General features: G+C 64.4%; 16 protein-coding genes. 12 read left to right on the forward strand and 4 right to left on the reverse strand.

Going from position 1 to position 21,710, the window contains the following annotated elements; all coding sequences use genetic code 11:
• Positions 1-4: 4 nt before the first annotated feature.
• A complete protein-coding gene (locus AC0L2L_RS27495) occupies positions 5-508 on the forward strand; it encodes a flavin reductase family protein (protein ID WP_473582916.1) in 504 nt (167 codons plus the stop codon).
• Between the two features lie 24 nt (positions 509-532).
• On the opposite strand, the gene ubiG is transcribed toward AC0L2L_RS27495, so the two are convergent.
• On the reverse strand, positions 533-1,282 hold the full coding sequence (ubiG, locus tag AC0L2L_RS27500; RefSeq protein WP_473582919.1) for a bifunctional 2-polyprenyl-6-hydroxyphenol methylase/3-demethylubiquinol 3-O-methyltransferase UbiG: 750 nt from the start codon (positions 1,280-1,282) through the stop codon (positions 533-535).
• A 241-nt stretch (positions 1,283-1,523) separates the two neighbouring features.
• Between ubiG and AC0L2L_RS27505 the strand changes: the two genes are divergently transcribed.
• Both AC0L2L_RS27505 and AC0L2L_RS27510 read left to right on the forward strand, forming a co-directional pair.
• Positions 1,524-2,090, forward strand: coding sequence for a putative glycolipid-binding domain-containing protein (locus AC0L2L_RS27505; protein ID WP_473582921.1), 567 nt, complete (start codon positions 1,524-1,526; stop codon positions 2,088-2,090).
• Between the two features lie 112 nt (positions 2,091-2,202).
• On the forward strand, positions 2,203-4,434 hold the full coding sequence (locus AC0L2L_RS27510) for a diguanylate cyclase (RefSeq protein ID WP_473582923.1): 2,232 nt from the start codon (positions 2,203-2,205) through the stop codon (positions 4,432-4,434).
• Positions 4,435-4,447: 13 nt separating this feature from the next.
• Here the strand turns inward: AC0L2L_RS27510 and AC0L2L_RS27515 are convergent, their stop codons facing one another.
• On the reverse strand, positions 4,448-4,744 hold the full coding sequence (locus tag AC0L2L_RS27515) for an antibiotic biosynthesis monooxygenase family protein (protein ID WP_473582925.1): 297 nt from the start codon (positions 4,742-4,744) through the stop codon (positions 4,448-4,450).
• 214 nt (positions 4,745-4,958) lie between these two features.
• Here AC0L2L_RS27515 and AC0L2L_RS27520 point away from each other — a divergent pair, with 214 nt between their 5' ends.
• The 8 genes from AC0L2L_RS27520 (at position 4,959) to AC0L2L_RS27555 (ending at position 16,983) form a co-directional block, all read left to right on the forward strand.
• Positions 4,959-6,212 carry an aspartate kinase gene (locus AC0L2L_RS27520; protein ID WP_473582928.1) on the forward strand — a complete coding sequence of 418 codons (1,254 nt, stop codon included), beginning with the start codon at positions 4,959-4,961 and terminating at the stop codon, positions 6,210-6,212.
• 83 nt (positions 6,213-6,295) lie between these two features.
• Positions 6,296-8,563 carry a phosphoenolpyruvate--protein phosphotransferase gene (gene ptsP, locus AC0L2L_RS27525; protein ID WP_473582930.1) on the forward strand — a complete coding sequence of 756 codons (2,268 nt, stop codon included), beginning with the start codon at positions 6,296-6,298 and terminating at the stop codon, positions 8,561-8,563.
• 8 nt (positions 8,564-8,571) lie between these two features.
• Positions 8,572-9,651, forward strand: coding sequence for a peptide chain release factor 1 (prfA, locus tag AC0L2L_RS27530; protein ID WP_473582932.1), 1,080 nt, complete (start codon positions 8,572-8,574; stop codon positions 9,649-9,651).
• On the forward strand, positions 9,644-10,513 hold the full coding sequence (gene prmC, locus AC0L2L_RS27535; protein ID WP_473582934.1) for a peptide chain release factor N(5)-glutamine methyltransferase: 870 nt from the start codon (positions 9,644-9,646) through the stop codon (positions 10,511-10,513). Before prfA ends, prmC begins: the two co-directional genes overlap by 8 nt.
• 313 nt (positions 10,514-10,826) lie before the next feature.
• Positions 10,827-11,849 (forward strand): DUF4167 domain-containing protein, encoded by a 1,023-nt coding sequence (locus AC0L2L_RS27540; RefSeq protein ID WP_473582936.1) that lies wholly within the window; start codon positions 10,827-10,829, stop codon positions 11,847-11,849.
• Between the two features lie 303 nt (positions 11,850-12,152).
• Positions 12,153-14,759 (forward strand): ATP-dependent chaperone ClpB, encoded by a 2,607-nt coding sequence (clpB, locus tag AC0L2L_RS27545; RefSeq protein ID WP_473582938.1) that lies wholly within the window; start codon positions 12,153-12,155, stop codon positions 14,757-14,759.
• A gap of 123 nt (positions 14,760-14,882) precedes the next feature.
• A complete protein-coding gene (locus AC0L2L_RS27550; protein ID WP_473582940.1) occupies positions 14,883-15,248 on the forward strand; it encodes an MmcQ/YjbR family DNA-binding protein in 366 nt (121 codons plus the stop codon).
• A gap of 193 nt (positions 15,249-15,441) precedes the next feature.
• On the forward strand, positions 15,442-16,983 hold the full coding sequence (locus AC0L2L_RS27555) for a L,D-transpeptidase family protein (protein WP_473582942.1): 1,542 nt from the start codon (positions 15,442-15,444) through the stop codon (positions 16,981-16,983).
• Here AC0L2L_RS27555 and AC0L2L_RS27560 read toward each other — a convergent pair.
• On the reverse strand, positions 16,957-17,589 hold the full coding sequence (locus tag AC0L2L_RS27560; protein ID WP_473582945.1) for a TMEM175 family protein: 633 nt from the start codon (positions 17,587-17,589) through the stop codon (positions 16,957-16,959). The two genes, AC0L2L_RS27555 and AC0L2L_RS27560, sit on opposite strands and share 27 nt — an antisense overlap.
• Positions 17,590-17,749: 160 nt before the next feature.
• On the opposite strand from AC0L2L_RS27560, the gene AC0L2L_RS27565 reads away from it, so the two are divergent.
• Positions 17,750-19,303 carry an MFS transporter gene (locus AC0L2L_RS27565; RefSeq protein WP_473582947.1) on the forward strand — a complete coding sequence of 518 codons (1,554 nt, stop codon included), beginning with the start codon at positions 17,750-17,752 and terminating at the stop codon, positions 19,301-19,303.
• Here AC0L2L_RS27565 and AC0L2L_RS27570 read toward each other — a convergent pair.
• Positions 19,300-21,279 (reverse strand): M23 family metallopeptidase, encoded by a 1,980-nt coding sequence (locus AC0L2L_RS27570; RefSeq protein ID WP_473582949.1) that lies wholly within the window; start codon positions 21,277-21,279, stop codon positions 19,300-19,302. The genes AC0L2L_RS27565 and AC0L2L_RS27570 overlap by 4 nt on opposite strands.
• Between the last annotated feature and the right edge of the window lie 431 nt (positions 21,280-21,710).

A 21,710-nucleotide genomic window follows, 5' to 3' on the forward strand; every position in this document is an offset into this window, starting at 1 on the left:
GGCAATGCCCACGGCAGAAGGCCAGGTCAGCGTAGCAGACTTCCGCGCCGCGATGCGGCTCATCGTCGGCAATGTGAGCGTCATCACCGCAGGCGTCGGTGACGACCGCACAGGCCTCGTCGTCATTTCCGTGGTGTCGCTGTCTGCGGAGCCGCCGAAGGTGATCGCCTGCGTCAACCGCTCGTCGTCGACCTGGCCGATCATCGAGCGTTACCGGCATTTCGGCGTCAACTCACTCGGCCCCCAGCATCAACGGGTCGCCGAGCGCTTTTCCGGCTTCGGCGGCATCAAGGGCAAGGATCGCTACGAGGGCGCCGAATGGACGACGCTGAAGACCGGCGCATCGCTGCTTACCGACGCGGTGGCCGCTTTCGATTGCAGCCTCGACGAGATGATCGACCGCGGCACCCATTCGATCGTCATCGGCTCGGTCGAAGCGGTCAGGACCCAGGACGCCGGCCAGGCGCTGATCTACTGGCGCGGTGGCTATCGGCCACTAGAGGCGTGAGATGAGCGGCCCCGGCTGCACAACTCAGACCGAAGCTTTCTCCGCCAGCACCATGTAGTTGACGTCCATGTCCCTGGACCTCTGCCAGCGGTCGGCCAGTGGATGATAGATGACGCCGGTGCGGTCGATCACCGTGAGGCCGGCGGCACCCAGCGCCTTTGCCAGTTCCTCCGGCCGCACCAGCTTGCCGAACTGATGCGTGCCGCGCGGCAGCCAGCGCAGAACATATTCGGCGCCGATAATGGCGAGGCCGAGCGCTTTCAGCGTACGGTTGATGGTGGCGACGAACATGATGCCGCCCGGGCGGACCATCTGGCCGCATTTGGCGACGAACAGGTCGACATCGGCGACATGCTCGACCACTTCCATGTTGAGGATGACATCGAAGGTTTCGCCGGCCTCCGCCAGCGCCTCGGCCGTGGTGGCGCGATAGTCGACGCTGACGCCGGCCTCCGCCGCATGCAGCCTGGCGACCTCTATGTTGGTGGCGGAAGCGTCGGCGCCGACGACATCGGCGCCAAGCCTGGCCATCGGCTCGCACAAAAGCCCGCCGCCGCAGCCGATATCGAGGAAGCGCAGGCCCTCGAAGGGCCGCGCGGCGCGCGGATCGCGGCCGAAGCGCGCCGCCACCTGGTCGCGGATATAGGCAAGCCGCACCGGATTGAACTTGTGCAGCGGACGGAACTTGCCGTTCGGGTTCCACCATTCGGCGGCAAGGGCGGAGAAGCGTTCGACTTCTCCGGCATCGATGGTCGATCGGCGGGGTTCTGGCATAGGCGGGCCTCCTCGAAGAAGTCGGGGAACGCTAGCAAGTCGGGTCCTGGGCTGAGAAAGTCAAGGCAGGTTTTTCGGCTGCTGCCACGAGCGCTAGCCATCTGAGCGGAGTGGGAGGGTGCGGGCCTCGTTCTGTCAGCATCTGGCAGCTCGATCGCTTCGCGGCCGAAACAAATCGCGTGGGCGAACGAAAAGCTGGCATGAACCAGAGCTTGGCGCGGGCTGAGACGAGAGGTGGCAGATGCGAATTCTGGCTTCGATGTTCTGGAAACGGCTCGATCTGGAGGGTCACGACGCTTGCCGACTTGCCGAGACGGCGGGCGGGCTGATCCTTAAAGGCCACGCGCTTTTTGCGCATGAAAGCGGCCCGTGCAGCCTTGCCTACGAGGTGGATTGCGACTCCGGCTGGCGCACGCGCAGTGCACGGGTCGACGGTTTTTGCGGCGCGCGGGAGTGGCACTACCGGATTGAGCGGCTTGCCGACGGCCAGTGGCTGCTGAACGGCGCAAGCCAGGCGGAGGCTGCCGGCCTCATAGACATCGATCTCGGTTTCACGCCGGCAACGAACCTCCTGCCGATCCGCCGCTTCGATCTTGGCGTCGACATGGCGACGCCAGCGCCCGCGGCTTATCTCGCCTTTCCCGAGCTCAGGCTTTCGCGTCTGGAGCAGAGCTACAGGCGGCTTGACGAGAGCCGCTATGGCTACGCGGCGCCGATGTTCGGCTACGATGCCGTCCTGGAAGTCTCTCCGGCCGGCTTCGTTCTCGACTATCCCGGCCTGTGGACCTGCGTCGCGCGCCCGGGTTGAGCCGTTGGCTCAGCTGTGCGGTTTTTAACATCAAATTTACTGGATTGGCGATTTCGCGGGCGTGATCGGGATTTGGCATGTACATTGCCGGTCCGAGTATCGGGACGACCTGGTGCGGATCAGAACCCAGATCATTGCCACTCTGCTGAGCGCCGCGACCCTGATCGGGCTGGTGGGCGTCATCGCGATATTTTCGCAGATGTCGTTGACCAAGTCCGCTGCGCTTGCCGAAGCGACAAGCGTGGGGCAGCAGCTTGCCGAGACAATCGCCTTCAAGGCCTCCGATGCGCCACGCCCGCTGTTCGATAGGCCCGAGGCGCTGCGTGACTTCGTGACCGCGCAGCATCGCCTTTCAAAACGCGATCTTGTCGTCGTCGATCGCGGCAAGATCATCGTGGCCGATATCCCGGGTGAGGAACAAAATCTCGGCAAGCCGTTCGACCACGACAGCGGCAATGAACTCGGCCGCACGCTTGACGACGGCCAGCCGCGCGACTTCGTCGAAGACAGCAAGGATGTATCCGAGGCGATCGATCTGGTTGCGGTGCCGATCGTGGCCGCGCCCGGCAACGTCGTCGGGGCCGTGCTGTTCGAGTATACACCGCTGCTGCGCGCGGCTCAGAATCGCACCAACACAATGCTGTGGGTCGTCGGCCTCTCCACAGCAGCCGCCATGCTCATTGCCACACTCTCCGCTTTCCTGCTGCTCAGCCGTTTTGGCGCCGGCCTTTCGGGTCTCAACAAAGGCATCGAAGCGCTGGCGCGCGGCGAGGCAGGCGCGCGGATCGGCCGCGTCTCCAAGGACGAGTTCGGGAAGTTGGCGCGAGGCTTCGACAACATGGCCTCGGAGCTCGAATCGTCGCGCCGGCAACTCGTCGACCAGAAGGCCTATATCGAGGATATCGTGCACACGGTGGCCGAGGGAATCGTCGTCATCGACGGCGAGGGGCGGATCGTATCGGTCAATCCGGCCGCCGCCGACATTGCCGGGCGGCATGCCAGCAAGATCGAAGGGCACGACTGGCGCTCGGTGCTGGAGATGCGCGGACCATCGGGAGACCGGCTGGCGCAGGGCGCGTCCCCGGTCGAGCTGGCGCTCGCCACCGGCCGTCGGCATCAGGCGGAGGTGCGACTGGTAAAGCCCGACGCATCGCAGATGCCGGTGGTCGCAAGCTGCAACCCGCTCAACCGCGCCGGCGGCGGCATCGTGCTGACGCTGAGCGACATCAGCGAACTGCGCAGCGCCGAACGGGCGGTGAGCGACCGCGCCGAAGAACTGGCGGTGCTCAATCGTGAGCTTAAAGAGACCTCGCAGGCCACCAACCGCCTGGTGAAGCTTGGCGAGCTGCTGCAGGCATGCGTCACCTTCCAGGAGGCGTTTTCCGTCGTCGGCTCGGCGATGCCGGACTTTTTCGGCGGCCTGAGCGGCACCGTGCATCTGACCAGCGCCTCGCGCAACCTGGTCGAGGAGATGGCGCATTGGGGCGACATCCGTTCAAGTGTCGGACAATTCTCGCCCGAGGATTGCTGGGCGCTGCGCCGTGGCCAGCAGCATGTCGCGGGTCCCGGCATGCTCACGCCGCGCTGCAACCACATCGTCGAAAATGGCGGCCGTGGCTATGTCTGCATGCCGTTGGCGGCACAGGGCGAGACGCTTGGCATCGTGCATCTGTGCGAACCAGCTGCCGCCGACAGTCCGGACTGGCTCGTGGAGCAGCAGCAAGTGTTGCGCGGCGTCGTCGACACGCTGGCACTGGCGCTGGCCAATCTGCGCCTGCGCGAAACGCTGCGCCAGCAATCGATCCGGGACCCCAATACCGGCCTCTACAATCGCCGCTATCTCGAAGAAACCAGCAGTCGCGAGCTGCGGCGCATGGAGCGTTCAGGGCAGCCGATGGCGATGGTCATGCTCGATGTCGACCATTTCAAGCAGTTCAACGACACGTTCGGTCACGAGGCCGGCGATCTCGTGCTCAAGCAGGTCGCCAGCACGCTGCTCGATCACGCCCGGGAAAGCGATGTGGTATCGCGCTACGGCGGCGAGGAGTTCGCGCTGATGATGCCGGGGACATCGCTCGCCGACGCGGCCGAGCGCGCCGAGGCGCTGCGCAAGGCGATCAAGCAGCTGCATCTGACGCATCGTGGCCGCACTTTAGGCACCATCACGGCCTCTTTCGGCGTTTCCGCCTTTCCCGATCTCGGCGCCTCATGGGTCGAAATCGTCAATGCGGCGGATCGTTCGCTCTACCAGGCGAAAGCCGACGGGCGTGACCGGGTCGTTGCCGGACTGGGCAAGGTCGATCCGGACTGGGATATTTCAACAGCCGGCCAAAAGGCGGGCTAACTGCCGCCGACGTTCAACGCGACAACACGACCGCCGCGTGGCTCATGGCGACGCTGGCCGGCTCGATCGCCTGCATGGCCTCGCTATCGCCGATCTCGGCCATGATGCGGTTTGCGGCCGCCTGGGCCTGCTCCATGCCCTGCCAGCGCACGACATCCACCCAGGTCCCATCCTCGCCTCTGCCGAGATGCCTGCCGAGAAAGCCCGGCTGCCGGGCAAGCCAGTCGGTCATGACGCCGTTGCCGGCGACGAAGCCGGCTTCCGTGCCGGGCTTGAGGCGGAAGGTGACGATTTCCAGGGTCTCTGTCATGAGAATCTCCAAAGGCCAGTTTCGGCCAGTCTTATGGCATGGCCGGCGCCAGGAATCCGTCAGGATGAACGGTGCCGGGGCCGGCTATAGCCGCGCTCGCTTGCGAAGCCTTGCCGTTTTGGCTAAGGAGGCCGCGCATTTCCGCGCTTGGTCACCCTGGCGTTTCCTCCGGTTCCGGCCTTGAGCCGGCTTCAGTCAAAGGCATTTCGCTTCCATGGCGCGCATCGTGATGAAATTCGGCGGAACCTCGGTCGCCGACATCGCCCGCATCCGCAATGTGGCGCGTCATGTCAAACGCGAGGTCGATGCCGGCCACGACGTTGCCGTGGTGGTCTCGGCGATGGCCGGCAAGACCAACGAGCTGGTCGGCTGGACGCGCGAAGCCTCGCCGATGCACGACGCGCGCGAATATGACGCCGTCGTCGCCTCGGGCGAACAGGTCACAGCCGGTCTGCTGGCGATCACCTTGCAGAACATGGGCGTCCATGCCCGCTCCTGGCAGGGCTGGCAGATCCCGATCAAGACCGACAACGCCCATGGCGCGGCGCGCATCCTCGACATCGACGGCGCTTTCCTGATCAAGCGCTTCGGGGAGGGCCAGGTGGCGGTCATCGCCGGTTTCCAGGGCATCGGTCCGGACAACCGCATCGCGACGCTCGGCCGCGGCGGCTCCGACACCAGCGCCGTGGCGATCGCCGCGGCGGTCAAGGCCGACCGCTGCGACATCTATACCGATGTCGATGGCGTCTACACGACCGACCCGCGCATCGAGCCGAAAGCCCGGCGGCTGGCCAAGATTTCGTTCGAGGAAATGCTCGAAATGGCCTCGCTCGGCGCCAAGGTGCTGCAAGTGCGCTCGGTCGAGCTTGCCATGGTACACAGGGTGCGTACCTTCGTGCGGTCGTCCTTCGACGATCCCGATGCGCCCGGAATGGGGGATTTGCTCAATCCGCCCGGAACGCTTATTTGCGACGAGGAAGAGATCGTGGAACAGCAGGTCGTCACCGGAATTGCCTACGCCAAGGACGAAGCGCAGATTTCGCTGCGCCGCGTCGGCGATCGCCCAGGCGTCGCCGCCGGCATCTTCGGACCGCTGGCCGAGGCCAACATCAATGTCGACATGATCGTCCAGAACATCTCCGAGGACGGCAAGTTCACCGACATGACCTTCACCGTGCCCTCCGGCGACGTCGACAAGGCGCTTGCCGTGCTGGAGAGGCTGAAACCCGATGTCGGCTACGATGTCGTGCAGTCGGAAGCCGGCATGTCGAAGGTCTCGGTCATCGGCATCGGCATGAGGAGCCACGCCGGCGTCGCCGCCACGGCCTTCAAGGCGCTGGCGGACAAGGCGATCAACATCCGCGCCATCACCACGTCCGAGATCAAAATCTCGATACTGATCGACGGTCCCTACACGGAACTCGCGGTTCGCACTTTGCATTCCGTCTACGGTCTGGATAAGCAATAGCAAGAACTGAGTCAGTTGTTGCGTGAGCGCCGGCCGCGGGAGAAACTGCGGCGGGCAACGTGCCCATTGGAGAAGAAGCCGCGATGCGTGACATGGCCGGCGGCCCGCGCGTTCTGCTCAAACGGCTCCGCGAGCTCATGCAGGAGCCGCTGGAGCCGCAGGAGCGGCTCGACCGTATCGTGCGCGACATCGCCTCCAACATGGTCGCCGAAGTCTGCTCGCTCTATGTGCTGCGCGCCGACTCGGTGCTCGAGCTCTACGCCACCGAGGGTCTGAACCCGAACGCCGTCCACCTGGCGCAACTGAGGCTGGGGCAGGGCCTGGTGGGCACGATCGCCGCCAGCGCGCGGCCACTCAATCTGTCCAACGCGCAGGAGCATCCGGCATTCGCCTACCTGCCGGAGACGGGTGAAGAGATCTACAATTCCTTCCTCGGCGTGCCGGTGCTGAGGGCAGGGCGCACGCTGGGCGTCCTGGTGGTGCAGAACAAGACCATGCGTCACTACCGCGACGACGAGGTCGAGGCGCTGGAAACGACGGCGATGGTGATCGCCGAGATGATCGCCACCGGCGATCTCGCCCGCCTCACCCGTCCTGGCCTGGAACTCGATCTCAGCCGCCCGGCGAGCTTCACCGGCCTGTCCTTCAACGAAGGCGTCGGGCTCGGCCATGTTGTGCTGCACGAGCCGCGTATCGTCGTCACCAACCTGTTCAACGAGGACAGCGAGGAAGAGGTGAGGCGGCTGCAGGCCTCGCTCGGCTCGCTCAGGCTGTCGATCGACGACATGCTGGAACGGCGCGAGGTCGCCTTCGAGGGCGAGCATCGCGAGGTGCTCGAGGCCTACCGCATGTTTGCCAATGACAGCGGCTGGGTGCGGCGGCTGGAAGAGGCGATCCGCAACGGTCTGACGGCGGAAGCGGCCGTCGAGAAGGTGCAGAGCGACATGCGCGCCCGCATGCTGCACATGACCGATCCCTATCTGCGCGAGCGGATGAGCGATTTCGACGATCTAGCCAACCGGCTGCTGCGCCAGTTGATGGGGCGCGGTCCGGAGGACGTCGCCGCCTCGCTGCCGAAGGACGCCATCATCGTCGCCCGCTCGATGGGCGCGGCCGAACTGCTCGACTATCCGCGCGACAAGCTGCGCGGGCTGGTGCTGGAGGATGGCGCCGCGACCAGCCATGTCGTCATCGTCGCGCGCGCCATGGGCATCCCGGTCGCCGGGCAGATGAAGGGCGCCGTTTCCATGGCGGAAAACGGTGACGCCATCATTGTCGACGGCGAGGAAGGCACTATCCATCTCAGGCCACAATCCGACCTGGAAGCCGCTTACGCCGAAAAGGTCCGCTTCCGGGCCCGGCGGCAGGAGGTCTACCGCGAGCTGCGCAAGAAGCCGTCGCTGACCAAGGACGGGGTTCCCGTCGATCTCCTGATGAATGCCGGCCTGGCGGTCGACCTGCCGCAACTCACCGAATCGGGCGCCGCGGGTATCGGCCTGTTCCGCACCGAGTTGCAGTTCATGGTTGCCTCGACCTTTCCGCGCGCCGAGGCGCAGGAGCGGCTATATCGAGACGTTCTCGAGGCCGCGCGCGGCAAGCCGGTCACCTTCCGCACCATCGACATCGGCGGCGACAAGGTGCTGCCCTATTTCAAGGGCGCGATCCAGGAAGAAAACCCGGCGCTCGGCTGGCGTGCGATCCGGCTGACGCTTGATCGTCCCGGCCTGCTCAGGACCCAGATCCGGGCGCTGCTGAAGGCCTGCGGCGGCCGCGAGCTGAAGCTGATGCTGCCGATGGTGACCGAGCTGTCGGAGATTGCGCAGGCGCGCGAGATCATCGACCGCGAGGTCCGGCATTTGTCGCGCTTTGCCCATCACCTGCCCACCAGCCTCAAGCTCGGTGCGATGCTGGAAGTGCCGTCGCTGCTGTTCCAGCTCGACGAATTGATGAAGGCGGTGGATTTCGTTTCGGTCGGCTCCAACGACCTGTTCCAGTTCATCATGGCGGTCGACCGCGGCAATACGCAGCTTGCCGACCGCTTCGACACGCTTTCGGCGCCGTTCCTGCGAGTGCTGAAGACGATCGCCGATGCCGGCGCGCGCAATCACACGCCGGTGACGCTCTGCGGCGAGCTCGCCGGCAAACCCATCTCCGCCATGGCGCTGATCGGCCTCGGCTTCCGCTCGATCTCGATGTCGCCGGCCTCGATCGGTCCCGTCAAGGCGATGCTGACCGAACTGCCGCTGGAGGAACTGAAAGGCTTCTTCCGGGACAATCTGATGGCGCCCAGCCAGTTGCCGATGCGGGCGCTGCTGCAGGCTTTTGCCGACGACCGCTCCATTCCGCTATAGCATCCCACATGATCAACTTGCCCCGCGAGCGTATGGATCAGGTCGTCAAGCGTTTCGAGATGCTCGAAGCGCAGATGTCGGCCGGCCCGGCGGCCGATGCCTATGTGAAGATGGCCTCGGAATATGCCGAGCTGCAGGACATGGTGGCCAAGGTTCGGGCGCTGCGCTCGGCCGAGCATGAGCAGGCCGATCTCGAGGCGATGCTCGCCGACAAGGGCACCGATGCCGAGATGCGGGCGCTGGCCGAGGCGGATCTGCCTGGTGTCGAGGAGCGCATCGAGGCGCTGCAAAAGGATATCCAGCTCCTGCTGCTGCCCAAGGACGCCGCCGACGACAAGAATGCCATCCTCGAAATCCGTGCCGGCACCGGCGGCGACGAGGCCGCGCTCTTCGCTGGCGACCTGTTTCGCATGTACGAGCGCTATGCCGCCGAACATGGCTGGCGCTTCGAGACCGTGTCGGCCAGCGATGGCGATGCCGGCGGCTTCAAGGAAATCATCGCCACCATTTCCGGTAGGGGCGTCTTTGCCCATCTGAAATTCGAATCCGGCGTGCATCGCGTGCAGCGCGTGCCGGCGACCGAGGCCAGCGGCCGCATCCACACCTCCGCCGCCACCGTAGCAGTGCTGCCGGAAGCCGAAGAGGTCGATATCGACATCCGCGCCGAAGATATCCGCATCGACACGATGCGGGCCTCGGGCTCCGGAGGCCAGCACGTCAACACTACCGATTCGGCGGTGCGCATCACCCATTTGCCGACCGGCATCATGGTTGTGCAGGCGGAAAAGTCACAGCACCAGAACCGGGCGAAGGCCATGCAGATCCTGCGCGCCCGGCTCTACGACATGGAGCGCAGCAAGGCGGACGAGGAACGCTCGGAGGCGCGTAAGTCGCAGGTCGGCTCCGGTGACCGTTCGGAGCGCATCCGAACCTATAATTTCCCGCAAGGGCGCGTCACCGACCACCGCATCAACCTCACGCTCTACAAACTCGACCGGGTGATGATGGGCGAGCTCGACGAGGTGATCGACGCGCTGATCGCCGACCATCAGTCGAAGCTGCTTGCCGATATGAGTCTCGATGGCTGATCAACTGCCCGCCGCGCTCGAGCCGCTGCTCAGGGCAGCGCGCGAGCGTCTGGCCGCCGCCGGCATTGACGATCCAGTGCTCGATTCACGGCTGATCGTCGAACATTTCTCCGGCACGACCCGCACCCAGGCCATTGCCGAACCGGGACAGGAGGTGGCTTCCGCGGCGCTTTCGGCCATCGAAGCGGCCCTGAGGCGTCGCGTCGCAGGCGAGCCGGTGCATCGTATCCTCGGCTACCGCGAATTCTATGGCTTGCGGCTGTCACTATCGCCGGACACGCTTGAGCCCCGGCCGGACACCGAGACGCTGGTCGAGGCCGTCCTGCCCTTCGCCAGGACAATTGCCGAGAGGCTGGGCGAATGCTGCATTCTCGACCTCGGCACGGGTACCGGCGCCATTGCGCTGGCCCTGCTTGACGCCGTTCCGGCGGCCACCGCGACGGGCGTCGACATTTCCCTCGACGCGCTGGCGACCGCGGCGGGAAACGCCAGGGATCTGGGGCTCGGCGGGCGCTTCAAAGCCTTGCATTCCAACTGGTTCGAAAAAGTTTCGGGCCGCTACCATGTAATTGCCTCGAACCCTCCCTATATACCCAGTCGAGACATCCGAAATCTGCAGGACGAGGTCCGCGATTTCGACCCGCACCAGGCCCTCGATGGCGGTGCGGATGGTTTGGCCCCCTATAGGGTCATCGCCGCTGAAGCGGCAGGATTTCTGGAAGCGCAAGGCAAGGTAGCGGTCGAGATCGGCCACACACAGAAAACCGAGGTAACCGGGATATTCGCGGCAGCCGGCTATAGGTTTGCCGGGGCCTATCGCGATCTCGGCGGCAACGACAGAGTTCTGGTGTTCGAGCGTTGAAAGCCCTGATGCAGTGCGAAAAAACCGCTTGGCAACACCGGGGAATGCAGCTAGGGTCCGGCTCAACCGGATGAGACGAAGCAGGCAGTGCTCCCAGCGATTCGGTTTTCCGTGGAAATAGCTGCCTTCTTGCGCAAACGACGCCCAAGCTTCGTGCGGGAATCGTCCGGCAAGTAATGTAACCGGAACAGGATGGCACGTGGCGCCAACGCAATTGATGCGGGCGAACGCCGGTGAAGAGACGAAACGGCTGGCTGCATGAGCGCCTCCGTTCGTGAAGAGTTTTTCGAAAATCCACTATGAAGAGAGTCTAATGAGGCCACAACAGCAGAACAGGCGCATGCGCGGTCGCAACAACAATGGCGGCGGTGGCAATAATAACAACCGCAAGGGACCAAATCCCCTGACCCGCAGTTACGAGAGCAACGGCCCGGACGTGAAGATCCGCGGATCGGCTCAACAGATCGCCGAAAAATATGCCACACTCGCCCGTGACGCGCAGAGTTCCGGCGACAGGGTGATGGCTGAGAACTATCTCCAGCACGCCGAACATTACAATCGCATCATCGCTGCTGCGCAGGCGCAGATGCCGATCCAGAACGCCCAGCAGAACCGCGACGACTTCGACGACGATCTCGATGAGGATCGTGACGAGTTCGATACTGGCGGCAACAACAACGGCAACACAGAGGCGCCTGCCGCGGCGAGCGGCTCGGGGCCTCAGCCGGTGATCGAAGGCACGCCGGCGGAACTTGCCTACAACCAGGAAAGCGGTCGCGACAACAACCGGCGCGACAATAGCCAGCGCGACAACCGCGACAACAATAGCCGCGACCGGCATCGCGACCGCCGCAACGGCAGCTATGGCCAGAACGGTCCGCGTGGCGAAAACGGCCAGCGCGGCGAGCATGGCGGCCAGCAGTTCGATCAGAACCGCCGCAATGAGGCACCGGCACAGCCCGAGGCCGCAGGTGAGGCGGGACCCCAGGCCGAGCAGGCCGCGCCGCAGTTCGACAGTTTCTCGCCGGCGGCGCTTGCCGCCCAGGCCGAGCTCAACGAAGCCGCCATGGACAATGGCGGCGGTCGTCGGCCGCGGCGCCCGCGCCGCCCGCGCGGCAGCAATGGCGAGCAGGCCGACCAGCCTCAGAGCGCGAGCCCCGAAGGTTCAAGCTCCGAAAATTCAGGCCCCGTAAGTTCAGGCGAAGAGCGAAACGCGGCGAACGATAGCAATGACATGGCGCCCAAGCCTGCCCAAGAGGCGAACCGGGTAAGTGAGCCGGTCGCCGGTGAAGCCGCGGCTCCCGGCGAGCCTGTGGCTGCCGACGCGAACAACTGATCCAGACGCCCTTTCAGGCATTGCGGACGGCGGAGAGCACTCTCCGCCGTTTTCGTTTTTGCGCAGCGCGTTGCGACGCGCTTTGGCCCTTCGTTCGTTATATGTTGCTTGCCAAAAACCGCTGCACGCTTTTGCGCCGACATGCATTGGAATATTCTGATTTGATCCGCATCAAGGCGTCTTGAGGGACTGCGGCCCATACACCATATCTCGGCTGAACAGGGCCCGGCTCTTTTGAGCGGGCCCGTCACCGCAATCTGATCCGGTGCCGCAAAGCGGGCCGGTGACGGAAGGAGACAAAGAATGAATCTTGAAAAATACTCGGAGCGCGTGCGCGGCTTCATCCAGTCCGCGCAGACCATGGCGCTCTCGCGCAACCACCAGCAATTCACCCCCGAACATATGCTGAAGGTGCTCGTCGACGACGACGAGGGCCTGGCTGCGTCCTTGATCGAGCGTGCCGGCGGCAATGTCCGCGACGTCAAGCTGGGCGTCGAGACGGCGCTCGAGGCCATGCCCAAGGTCGAAGGCGGCAATGGCCAGCTCTATCTTGCCCAGCCGCTGGCCAAGGTGTTTTCGACCGCCGAGGATCTGGCCAAGAAGGCCGGCGACAGTTTCGTCACGGTCGAACGGCTGCTGCAGGCGCTGGCCATGGAGAAATCGGCCAAGACCGCCGACATCCTGTCCAAGGCAGGCGTTACCGCGCAGGCGCTCAACCAGGCCATCAACGACATCCGCAAGGGCCGCACCGCCGATTCGGCCAGCGCCGAGCAGGGCTATGACGCGCTGAAGAAATATGCGCGCGACCTCACGGCCGATGCCCGCGCCGGCAAGCTCGATCCGGTCATCGGCCGCGACGACGAGATTCGCCGCACCATCCAGGTGCTGTCGCGGCGCACCAAGAACAACCCGGTGCTGATCGGCGAGCCGGGCGTCGGCAAGACGGCAATCGCTGAGGGCCTTGCGCTGCGCATCGTCAATGGCGACGTGCCGGAATCGCTGAAGGACAAGCAATTGATGGCGCTCGACATGGGCGCGCTGATTGCCGGCGCCAAATATCGCGGCGAGTTCGAGGAGCGGCTGAAGGCCGTGCTCAACGAAGTCACGTCGGCTAGCGGCAACATCATCCTGTTCATCGACGAGATGCACACGCTGGTCGGTGCCGGCAAGGCGGATGGCGCCATGGACGCGTCGAACCTGTTGAAGCCCGCGCTGGCGCGTGGCGAGCTGCACTGCGTCGGCGCGACCACGCTCGACGAATACCGCAAGCATGTCGAAAAGGACGCCGCGCTTGCCCGCCGTTTCCAGCCCGTCTTCGTCGACGAGCCGACGGTGGAGGACACAGTTTCGATCCTGCGCGGCCTGAAGGAGAAGTACGAGCAGCATCACAAGGTGCGCATTTCCGATTCCGCGCTGGTGTCGGCGGCGACCCTTTCCAACCGCTACATCGCGGACCGCTTCCTGCCGGACAAGGCGATCGACCTGGTCGATGAGGCGGCGTCCAGGCTGCGCATGCAGGTCGATTCCAAGCCGGAAGCGCTGGACGAGATCGACCGCCGCATCATGCAGCTTAAGATCGAGCGCGAGGCGCTCAAGGTCGAGACCGACGACGCATCGAAGGACCGGCTGGCTCGCCTCGAGAAGGAACTTTCCGGCCTTGAAGAGGAATCGACCGAGATCACCTCGAAATGGCAGGCCGAGAAGCAAAAACTCGGTCTGGCGGCCGACCTTAAGAAGCAGCTTGACGAAGCACGCAACGAACTCGCGATCGCGCAGCGCAAGGGTGAATTTCAGCGCGCCGGCGAGCTTGCCTATGGCAAGATTCCGGAGCTGGAGAAGAAGCTGAAAGAGTCCGAGGCCCAGGACGGCAAGGTCGGCATGGTCGAAGAGGTGGTCACGCCCGACCATGTCGCCCATATCGTTTCGCGCTGGACCGGCATTCCGGTCGACAAGATGCTGCAAGGCGAACGCGAGAAACTCTTGCGCATGGAAGACGAGATCGGCAAGCGCGTCGTCGGCCAGGGCGAGGCGGTGCAGGCGGTGTCCAAGGCCGTGCGGCGCGCCCGCGCCGGGCTGCAGGATCCGAACCGGCCGATCGGCTCGTTCATGTTCCTTGGGCCGACCGGGGTCGGCAAGACCGAACTCACCAAGGCGCTGGCCAGCTTCCTGTTCGACGACGAGACGGCGCTGGTGCGCATCGACATGTCGGAGTTCATGGAGAAGCACTCCGTCGCCCGGCTGATCGGCGCGCCTCCCGGCTATGTCGGCTACGAGGAAGGCGGCGCGCTGACCGAAGCGGTGCGGCGCCGGCCCTATCAGGTCGTGCTGTTCGACGAGATCGAGAAGGCGCATCCGGATGTGTTCAACGTGCTGCTGCAGGTGCTCGACGACGGCCGCCTGACCGATGGTCAGGGCCGAACGGTCGACTTCCGCAACACGCTGATCATCATGACGTCCAACCTCGGCGCCGAATATCTGGTCGGTCTCAGCGACGACCAGGATGTCGATGCCGTGCGCGACGAGGTGATGGGCGTGGTGAGGGCGTCGTTCCGGCCGGAGTTCCTCAACCGCGTCGACGAGGTGATCCTGTTCCACCGGCTGCGCCGGCAGGACATGGACCGTATCGTCGAGATCCAGCTCAAGCGGCTGGAGAACCTGCTTGTCGACCGCAAGATCACGCTGTCGCTCGATCATGACGCGATCGAGTGGCTGGCGGCCAAGGGGTATGACCCGGCCTACGGCGCCAGGCCGCTGAAGCGGGTGATGCAGAAGGAACTGCAGGACCCGCTGGCGGAGAAGATCCTGCTAGGCGAAATCCTCGACGGTTCGACCGTCAAGGTCACGGCAGGCTCCGATCGGCTGAACTTCCGCTCGAAGCCGACGGTGGTGGCGACGGAAGCCGCCGCCTGATCTCGGGCATGTTGGAGTGAATACAAGCGCGTCGCATCGGACAGGTGCGGCGCGCTTTGTTATTCTTGGTAGCCGCGCATAATCAGGTGCTGAACCGGGACGGCTGGGAAAGGGAAGGCCTCGATGGAGCTCGACGAGTATAACGGCTTCTGCGCTTCGCTGCCGGCGACGACCCACGTGGTCCAGTGGGGCGGCGCCCATGTCTGGAAGGTCGGAGGCAAGGTGTTTGCCATTGGCGGCTGGAACGACGGCGGCCAGTTGTTCGTCACATTCAAATGTTCCGAAATGGGCTATGACGTGCTGAAGGATCAGCCCGGCTGCCGGCCGGCGCCCTATCTCGCCTCGCGCGGCATGAAATGGATCCAGCGCCAGACAAGCCAAAGCGTGGATGATGAGGCACTCAAGGATTATCTGCGCGAGAGCCATCGCCTGGTCGTCCTCAAGTTGACCAAACAGGCACGCAAGGAATTGAGGCTTGCCGCGTCCTAAGGATTTTATGCATGTCGTTCTCGCAAAACCGCGGCACACTTTTTGCGCGACATGCATTAGCTAATATTCCCCAAGGTACCGGAAAGCCGCCATCTTCATGCCCGCTTCATGTTGGAACCTTAACCTGGGTAGCTGGTATGCTGGCGAAAGATTCGCCCGCCAGAAGCCCAGTCGACCGGAGAGCTTGACCCCCATGCTGCGCTTGATCTTCTCCCTTTCGGCACTCGCGGCCGGGCTGGTGTCTTCCGGTGCGTTCGCCATGCCGGGCATGGATGGCGCGCAGAGTTCGCGCCCGACCGAGCGCGGGGCGCTGATGCTGGCGCAGGAAGGCAATGTCGATATCTACTACGACGCCAGAGGCAACCGCGTGCTGGTCGATGCCGACACCGGCAAGGTCATCGCCATCCAGCCACCGGGCAGCAGGCTCGACCGCCGCGCGCTTCGCCGGCAGATGCGCATGCAGGAACTCGGCCGCGCGCCGGTTGAGAATGACGACCGCTATTATCTCGACAATCCCGAAGACATGGCTCGCTTCCGCCGGCGGCAGCTGGAGGAGAACGGCCGGGTCATCCCGCCGCCGGTCGACGAATATGACCCCAACGGCGACAATTCCGTCGATGCCTATCCGCCGGTGCCCAACAATGATGACGGCTTTGCCAGCACTTATCCGGAGGCGCCGAAGTCGGACACCATCAAGCGCCAGCCGCTGGACGAGGCGTCGATCGATCCGGAGCAGCCTGGCCAGGGGGAACTGCTGCAGACCAACCCTGATGCCCAGGCGTCACTGCCGCCGAACACAGGCGGCAAGGCCACCGTCGATCCGTCGCTGTCGCTTGGGGTGCGCCAGGATGTTGCGGCGCTGCAGGTGCTGCTCGATCGCGGCGGCGCTTCGCCGGGCGTCATCGACGGCCGCTTCGGCTCGAATGTCGACAAGGCGCTGGCCGCCTACAACGAAATAAACGGCAGCAATTTGAAATCGACCGATGCGGTCGGCATCCAGGCGGCGCTTGCCCAGTCCGGCGGCGATGCCTTCGCCTCCTACACGATCACGCCGGAAGATGTCGCCGGCCCTTACGTCGCCTCGATCCCGGAAGACTATAGCCAGAAGGCCAGGCTCGACCGCATGGGCTACACCTCGGTCACCGAGGCGCTGGCCGAGCGCTTCCATATGGACGAGAACTATCTGAAGTCGACCAACAAGGGGGTGGACTTCAATCGCCCCGGCACGATGATCAAGGTCGCCAATTTCGGCAAGCTGGTGTCGACGCCGGTGGCGCACATCGTCGCCGACAAGACCAAGAAGGAAGTCTTTGCCTATGATGCCGGCGGCAAGCTGGTCGCGGCCTATCCGGCCACCATCGGCTCGGCCGACACGCCGTCGCCGACAGGCATCCACACGGTGTCGCGCATCGCGCTCGACCCGAACTACACCTACAACCCGAGCATCAATTTCAAGCAAGGCCAGAACGACAAGATCCTGACCATCCCGCCGGGGCCGAACGGTCCGGTCGGCTCGGTCTGGATCGCCCTCGACAAACCGACCTACGGCATCCATGGCACGCCCGATCCCTCCAAGATCGGCAAGACCGAGAGCCATGGCTGCGTGCGCCTGACCAACTGGGACGCGCGCGAGCTTGCCAAGCTGGTGTCGCCGGGCGTCACGGTGGAGTTCGTCGGCGGACCAACAATCGCGGATGTCGGCGGGACCTCAACCGATGAGTTTACGCAGCAGTGAGGCGCGCGGCGCCGCGGCATAGATGAGCTGCACCAGCAGGATGAAGACGATGCTGAGCAGCGGCGCGATCAGGCAAAGCGCTGCGCCGACCGCCCAGAGAATTTGCGCCTTGACGATACGCAGATAGACGGTGCGCCGTGTTTGCGCGTCGACGTCCTCGGCGATCATGCCGTTCCTGTCGGCATACCACCAGCTTGAAAACAGCGTGGCGCCCAGCATCAGCAGGTTCAGCCAGTAGACGAGCACCGCGATCCTGAACTCCAGGAAATCGGCCAGCAAGTCGGTTGAGAACGGCAACAGCGCGATGAAGGCGAGAAAGCAAAGGTTCAATGTCGCGAGCCGGCGGTCCGATTTTGCGATCAGGCCGTGCTGCGCCTGCTGGCCGAACCAGAAGATGGTCAGCGTCAGGAAGCTCAGCGCATAGGTCAGGAATCGTGGCGCAAGCGCAAGGATCGCGGCAAGCAATTCGCCTTCCGAGTGCACCGCTTCATGCAACGGCAGCCTTATCTCCAGCACGATCAAGGTGAGCGCGATGGCGAAGACGCCGTCGGTTATGCCGACGATGCGTCCGCGTCCTTCCGCCGACGGTTCGAGCGGCCGCTTCATGGCTTCCCCCTGGCGCGTAACGGCGGGAACCTAGCACGCGATTGGCGGTTTGCATCAGGATTCGTGCCAGCCTCGCCATGCGGCCAGTGTCATCTGGTGTCAAGAACAGCGATGCTCTGGCTTGTTGTTGCGCCCACGACAGGGGGCTAAGCAGAGATCCATGTCATCCGCGAACGAAACTACTGCTGATTCGCATCCGCCCGCGCGCGCGAATGGTACGTTCTGTCCGCAGAGGCGGCGAAAATTCGTGCTGGTCGCGGCGATCCTTGCCTCGGCGCTTGGCTTCATCGACGGCTCGATCCTGGCGATAGCCATGCCGGCGCTGCGCGCGGATCTCGGCGCCAGCCTGGCGGAAGCGCAGTGGATTTCCAATGCCTATGCGCTGACGCTCTCGGCGCTCATCCTCGCGGGTGGTGCTGCCGGCGACCGGTTCGGGCTGCGGCGCGCCTTCGTCACCGGGATCACGCTGTTCGTCGCCGCTTCGCTGGCCTGCGCGGTCGCGCCCGATCCCACGGTGCTGATCGCCTTCCGCGCCATCCAGGGCGTCGGTGCTGCGATCATGGTGCCGGGCAGCCTCGCCATTATCGCCAAAGCCTATCCGAAGAAGGAACGCGGCAGGGCGATCGGCATCTGGGCTGCCGCATCGGCCTTGACCACTGCGCTTGGGCCCGTGCTGGGCGGCTTTTTCCTGTCGACTTTCGGCAACGGCGTCTGGCGCGCGATCTTCGCCATCAATCTGCCGCTCGGGCTGATCTCGATCTACCTGCTGCTGGCCAAGGTGCCGGCCGACGAGCCGACCGAAAAGCGCAGCCTCGATCTCGGGGGTGCGGCGTTGGCGACGCTTGCTTTCGGCTTGCTCGCCTACGGGTTGACGGCGATGAATGCCGAAGGCGCCGGGTCGATGTCGGGCCCGGCGATCGTCGCCGGCGTGGCCCTGCTTTTTGTCTTCATCTTTTATGAGCGGCGGCGGCGCGACCCGATGATCGATCTCGGCCTGTTCCGGATCAGGGCCTTTGCCGGGGCCAACCTTGCGACGTTCTTCCTCTATTTCGCGCTGTCGGCCAACCTGTTCTACCTACCGATGCTTCTTATCGCCGGCTGGAGACTGAGCGAGGCCGAGGTCGGCTTCATTTTCCTGCCGCTGTCGGCGTCGATCGCGCTTTTGTCCGGACCGGCCGGCCAGTGGTCGGATCGGATCGGTCCGCGCTTTCCGATCGCCAGCGGCAGCATGGTCGTCGCCATCGCCTTCGCCGGCCTCGCTTTGCTTGCCCATTTCGGCATTCACGATTTCTGGATCGGGACCTTTCCGCTGATGACGCTGATGGGGCTTGGCATGGCGCAGGTCGTGTCGCCGCTCTCGACCGCGGTCATGACTTCCGTGGAAGACAAGGATACCGGGGCCGCGTCCGGCATCAACAATGCGGTCTCGCGCGTCGGCGGCCTGATTGCTGTGGCGGCGATGGGTTCGCTCGCGGCGATCGTCTATGCGCGCATGACCGGCGGCATGTCAGGCGTTCCCGGTTTTGGCGAGCCGGCGCCGGCCGGACTGGCCGCCGATGTCGATGCGGCGAGAGTTGCAGCAGGCGATTCGGCGTTTGCCGCGGTTGCGGCGGTCACGACGCTGCTTTGCCTGCTGTCATCGGCCATCGCCTGGTTTACGGTGCCCGGGCAGGCGTCGCCTTGGCCGCGGCAGTCAAACGATTCGCACGATTAGTTCGGAAGCTGCGAATCAGTCTTGGCGCTGGCAACCTTCAGCGAGTTGCCGTCTTCCTGCTTCAGAAGATCGTCGATGCGTTCACGTTCGCGCTTGAAGGCCACGAGGTCGTCGCCCTTGAGCACCTTGCCGACCGGCAGGCGCACGCGCATCGAATCGACCTTGGTGCCGTTGACGATCAGCTCATAATGGAGATGCGGGCCGGTCGAGAGACCGGTCTGGCCGAGATAGCCAATGACCTGGCCCTGGCGGACATGGACGCCCGGCTCGATGCCTTTGGCGAATGCGCTCTGGTGATTGTAGGAGGTCTCGTAGCCATTGGCGTGGCGCAGGATGATCTGCTTGCCGTAGCCGCCCGCCCAGCCGGCCTTCTCGACGACGCCATTGCCGGCAGCAATGATCGGCGTGCCGATCGGAGCTGCCCAGTCGGTGCCGGTATGCATGCGGACGTAGCCGAGGATCGGGTGCCTGCGGGCGCCGAAGCCGGAGGTGAAACGGCCATTTGGCAGCGGGTTGCGCAGCAAGAACTGCTTGGCGCTGCTGCCGTTTTCGTCGAAATAGTCGGTGCTGCCGTCCTGCATCTGGAAGCGGTAGAAATTGCGCGTCTGCCCACCGAAGGTCGCCGAGACGTAGAGAAGCTCGGAATTGTCGGAGGTCTGGTCGTCGCCGTCCGGCTGCGAGAACAGCACCTCGAGACGGTCGGAAGGCGAAAGCCGCGACTGGAAATCGACGTCCGAGGCGAGCAGCTTGATCAGCTGCTGCGTCATCGCTTTCGACATGCCGTAGGAATAGGCGGTCCGGTAGATGCCGTCATAGACATTGGGCAGGTTGCCGCGCACCACGACGGGCTGCGAATCGTCGAACGCCGTCAAAAGCTCGGGATTGGGCTCCGGCTCCTGCGCCGGCACGTACTGGCCGCGATCGTCGAGCGCGATGGTGACGATATGCGTGGTCCTGTCGTAGACGCTGGTGCGCACGACTTTGGCGACGTCGCCGCGCACTTCAAGGCCGACACGCAGCACCGTTCCGGCCTTCAGCGCCGGGGCGTTCAAGAGCCTGCTGATCGCCTCCGCCATGCCAGTGGCGTCGTCGCCGGTGTAGCCCGAATCGGCATAGGCCTCGGCGATATCGGTGTCCCTGGTGAAGGGGATGATTTCCTCGGCGAAGGCCGGCGTCTGGTCGTCCGGCGTGGCGCGCGCCGCCACCGAGACGTTTTCCTGGGTGATCTTCACGTCATAGGAGCCCGCCATCGATTCGGCGAAGGCGTCGCCGAATCGCTGCGGGTCGATGTAATGCAGTGCCGCGACCTGGACGGCGCCGTCGCTCAGGCCGCTGCCGGCTTCCCGCACCACTTTTTCCACCTCATCGGCGGAAAGGTCGCTCTTTTCGTCGAAGGAGGCCGTCTGGATCGGGAAATCGACCGTCTTCAGGCTCATCTCGCTTTCGACCTTGGCGCCGTAGATCTGTCCGGCGACCGCGGTGGCCGTTGCCGGCTGGGCATTGTCGTCGCCGTCGTCGCCGAAGACCTGCAAGGGATCGAACGGCGGGTAGGGGCGGCTGGTGGTGTGACCGGCGGCCAGAGCCATCTTGATCTGCACGAAAGGCATGGTGTGGATAACGTCGCGGTCGCCGACCTTGGTGACCATCGACACTTCCATGCGCCGCCGGTCCTTCGCCCTGGCGATCTGGCGCGGCGCGACCAGCCTTGTGGTCTTTGCCTGCTCGCCGGAATCATCGCCGCCGCTGGCAAGACCGATGAGCTCGGCGATTTCAGGCGGCGTGGCCAGTTGCTGGCGCCCGTCCAGCGCCGCAAACAGCGCCACGCCCATCAACACGCTCGAGGTCACGCCGGTGAGAAAGGTGCCCGACAGCCAGCGCGCCGAAACCTCGCGGCGATCAGGCGGACCGCTGCGGCCGTCCGCGATCAGCGGCGGCTCGTTGCCGAGTTCGGCTATGACCTCTTCGGTGTCTGGCATCCAGAAAGGCTGCTTCTTCCCCAGGCGAAACGGCTTGTCGTTGTCGTTGTGGCCATGACATTTGCCTGTCACGACGGTTGAAGTCAACGAAGCGGCAAGCCGGGGCCGATATCCCCAATCTCGCGCCCCCATCGCGGGGCGCCCTGTCGTCTGTCGTCGGCGCGCCTCGTACATACGCGCGCGCCTTCCTTATATGGGCCGGTTTCACGCCTCAATGCGGCGGCAATAGGGCCTCGCTGTGAATGACCCTGGGGCTGCCGCGAGGGCAGTCGGCTATCGAAAATGGCGGCCGAAAAATTCGTCGCAAAAAATTCAAAAAAGTTCGAAATCGGTGTTGACGCGTCGAGGGAGCTCCGACTATATACGCCCCACCAACGAGGGCGGCGCGCCGCTGGCGACGAAGAAGTTTGCTTCTAGATCTGCCCTCTGCG

The organism is Mesorhizobium sp. WSM4832 (genome assembly GCF_055811115.1).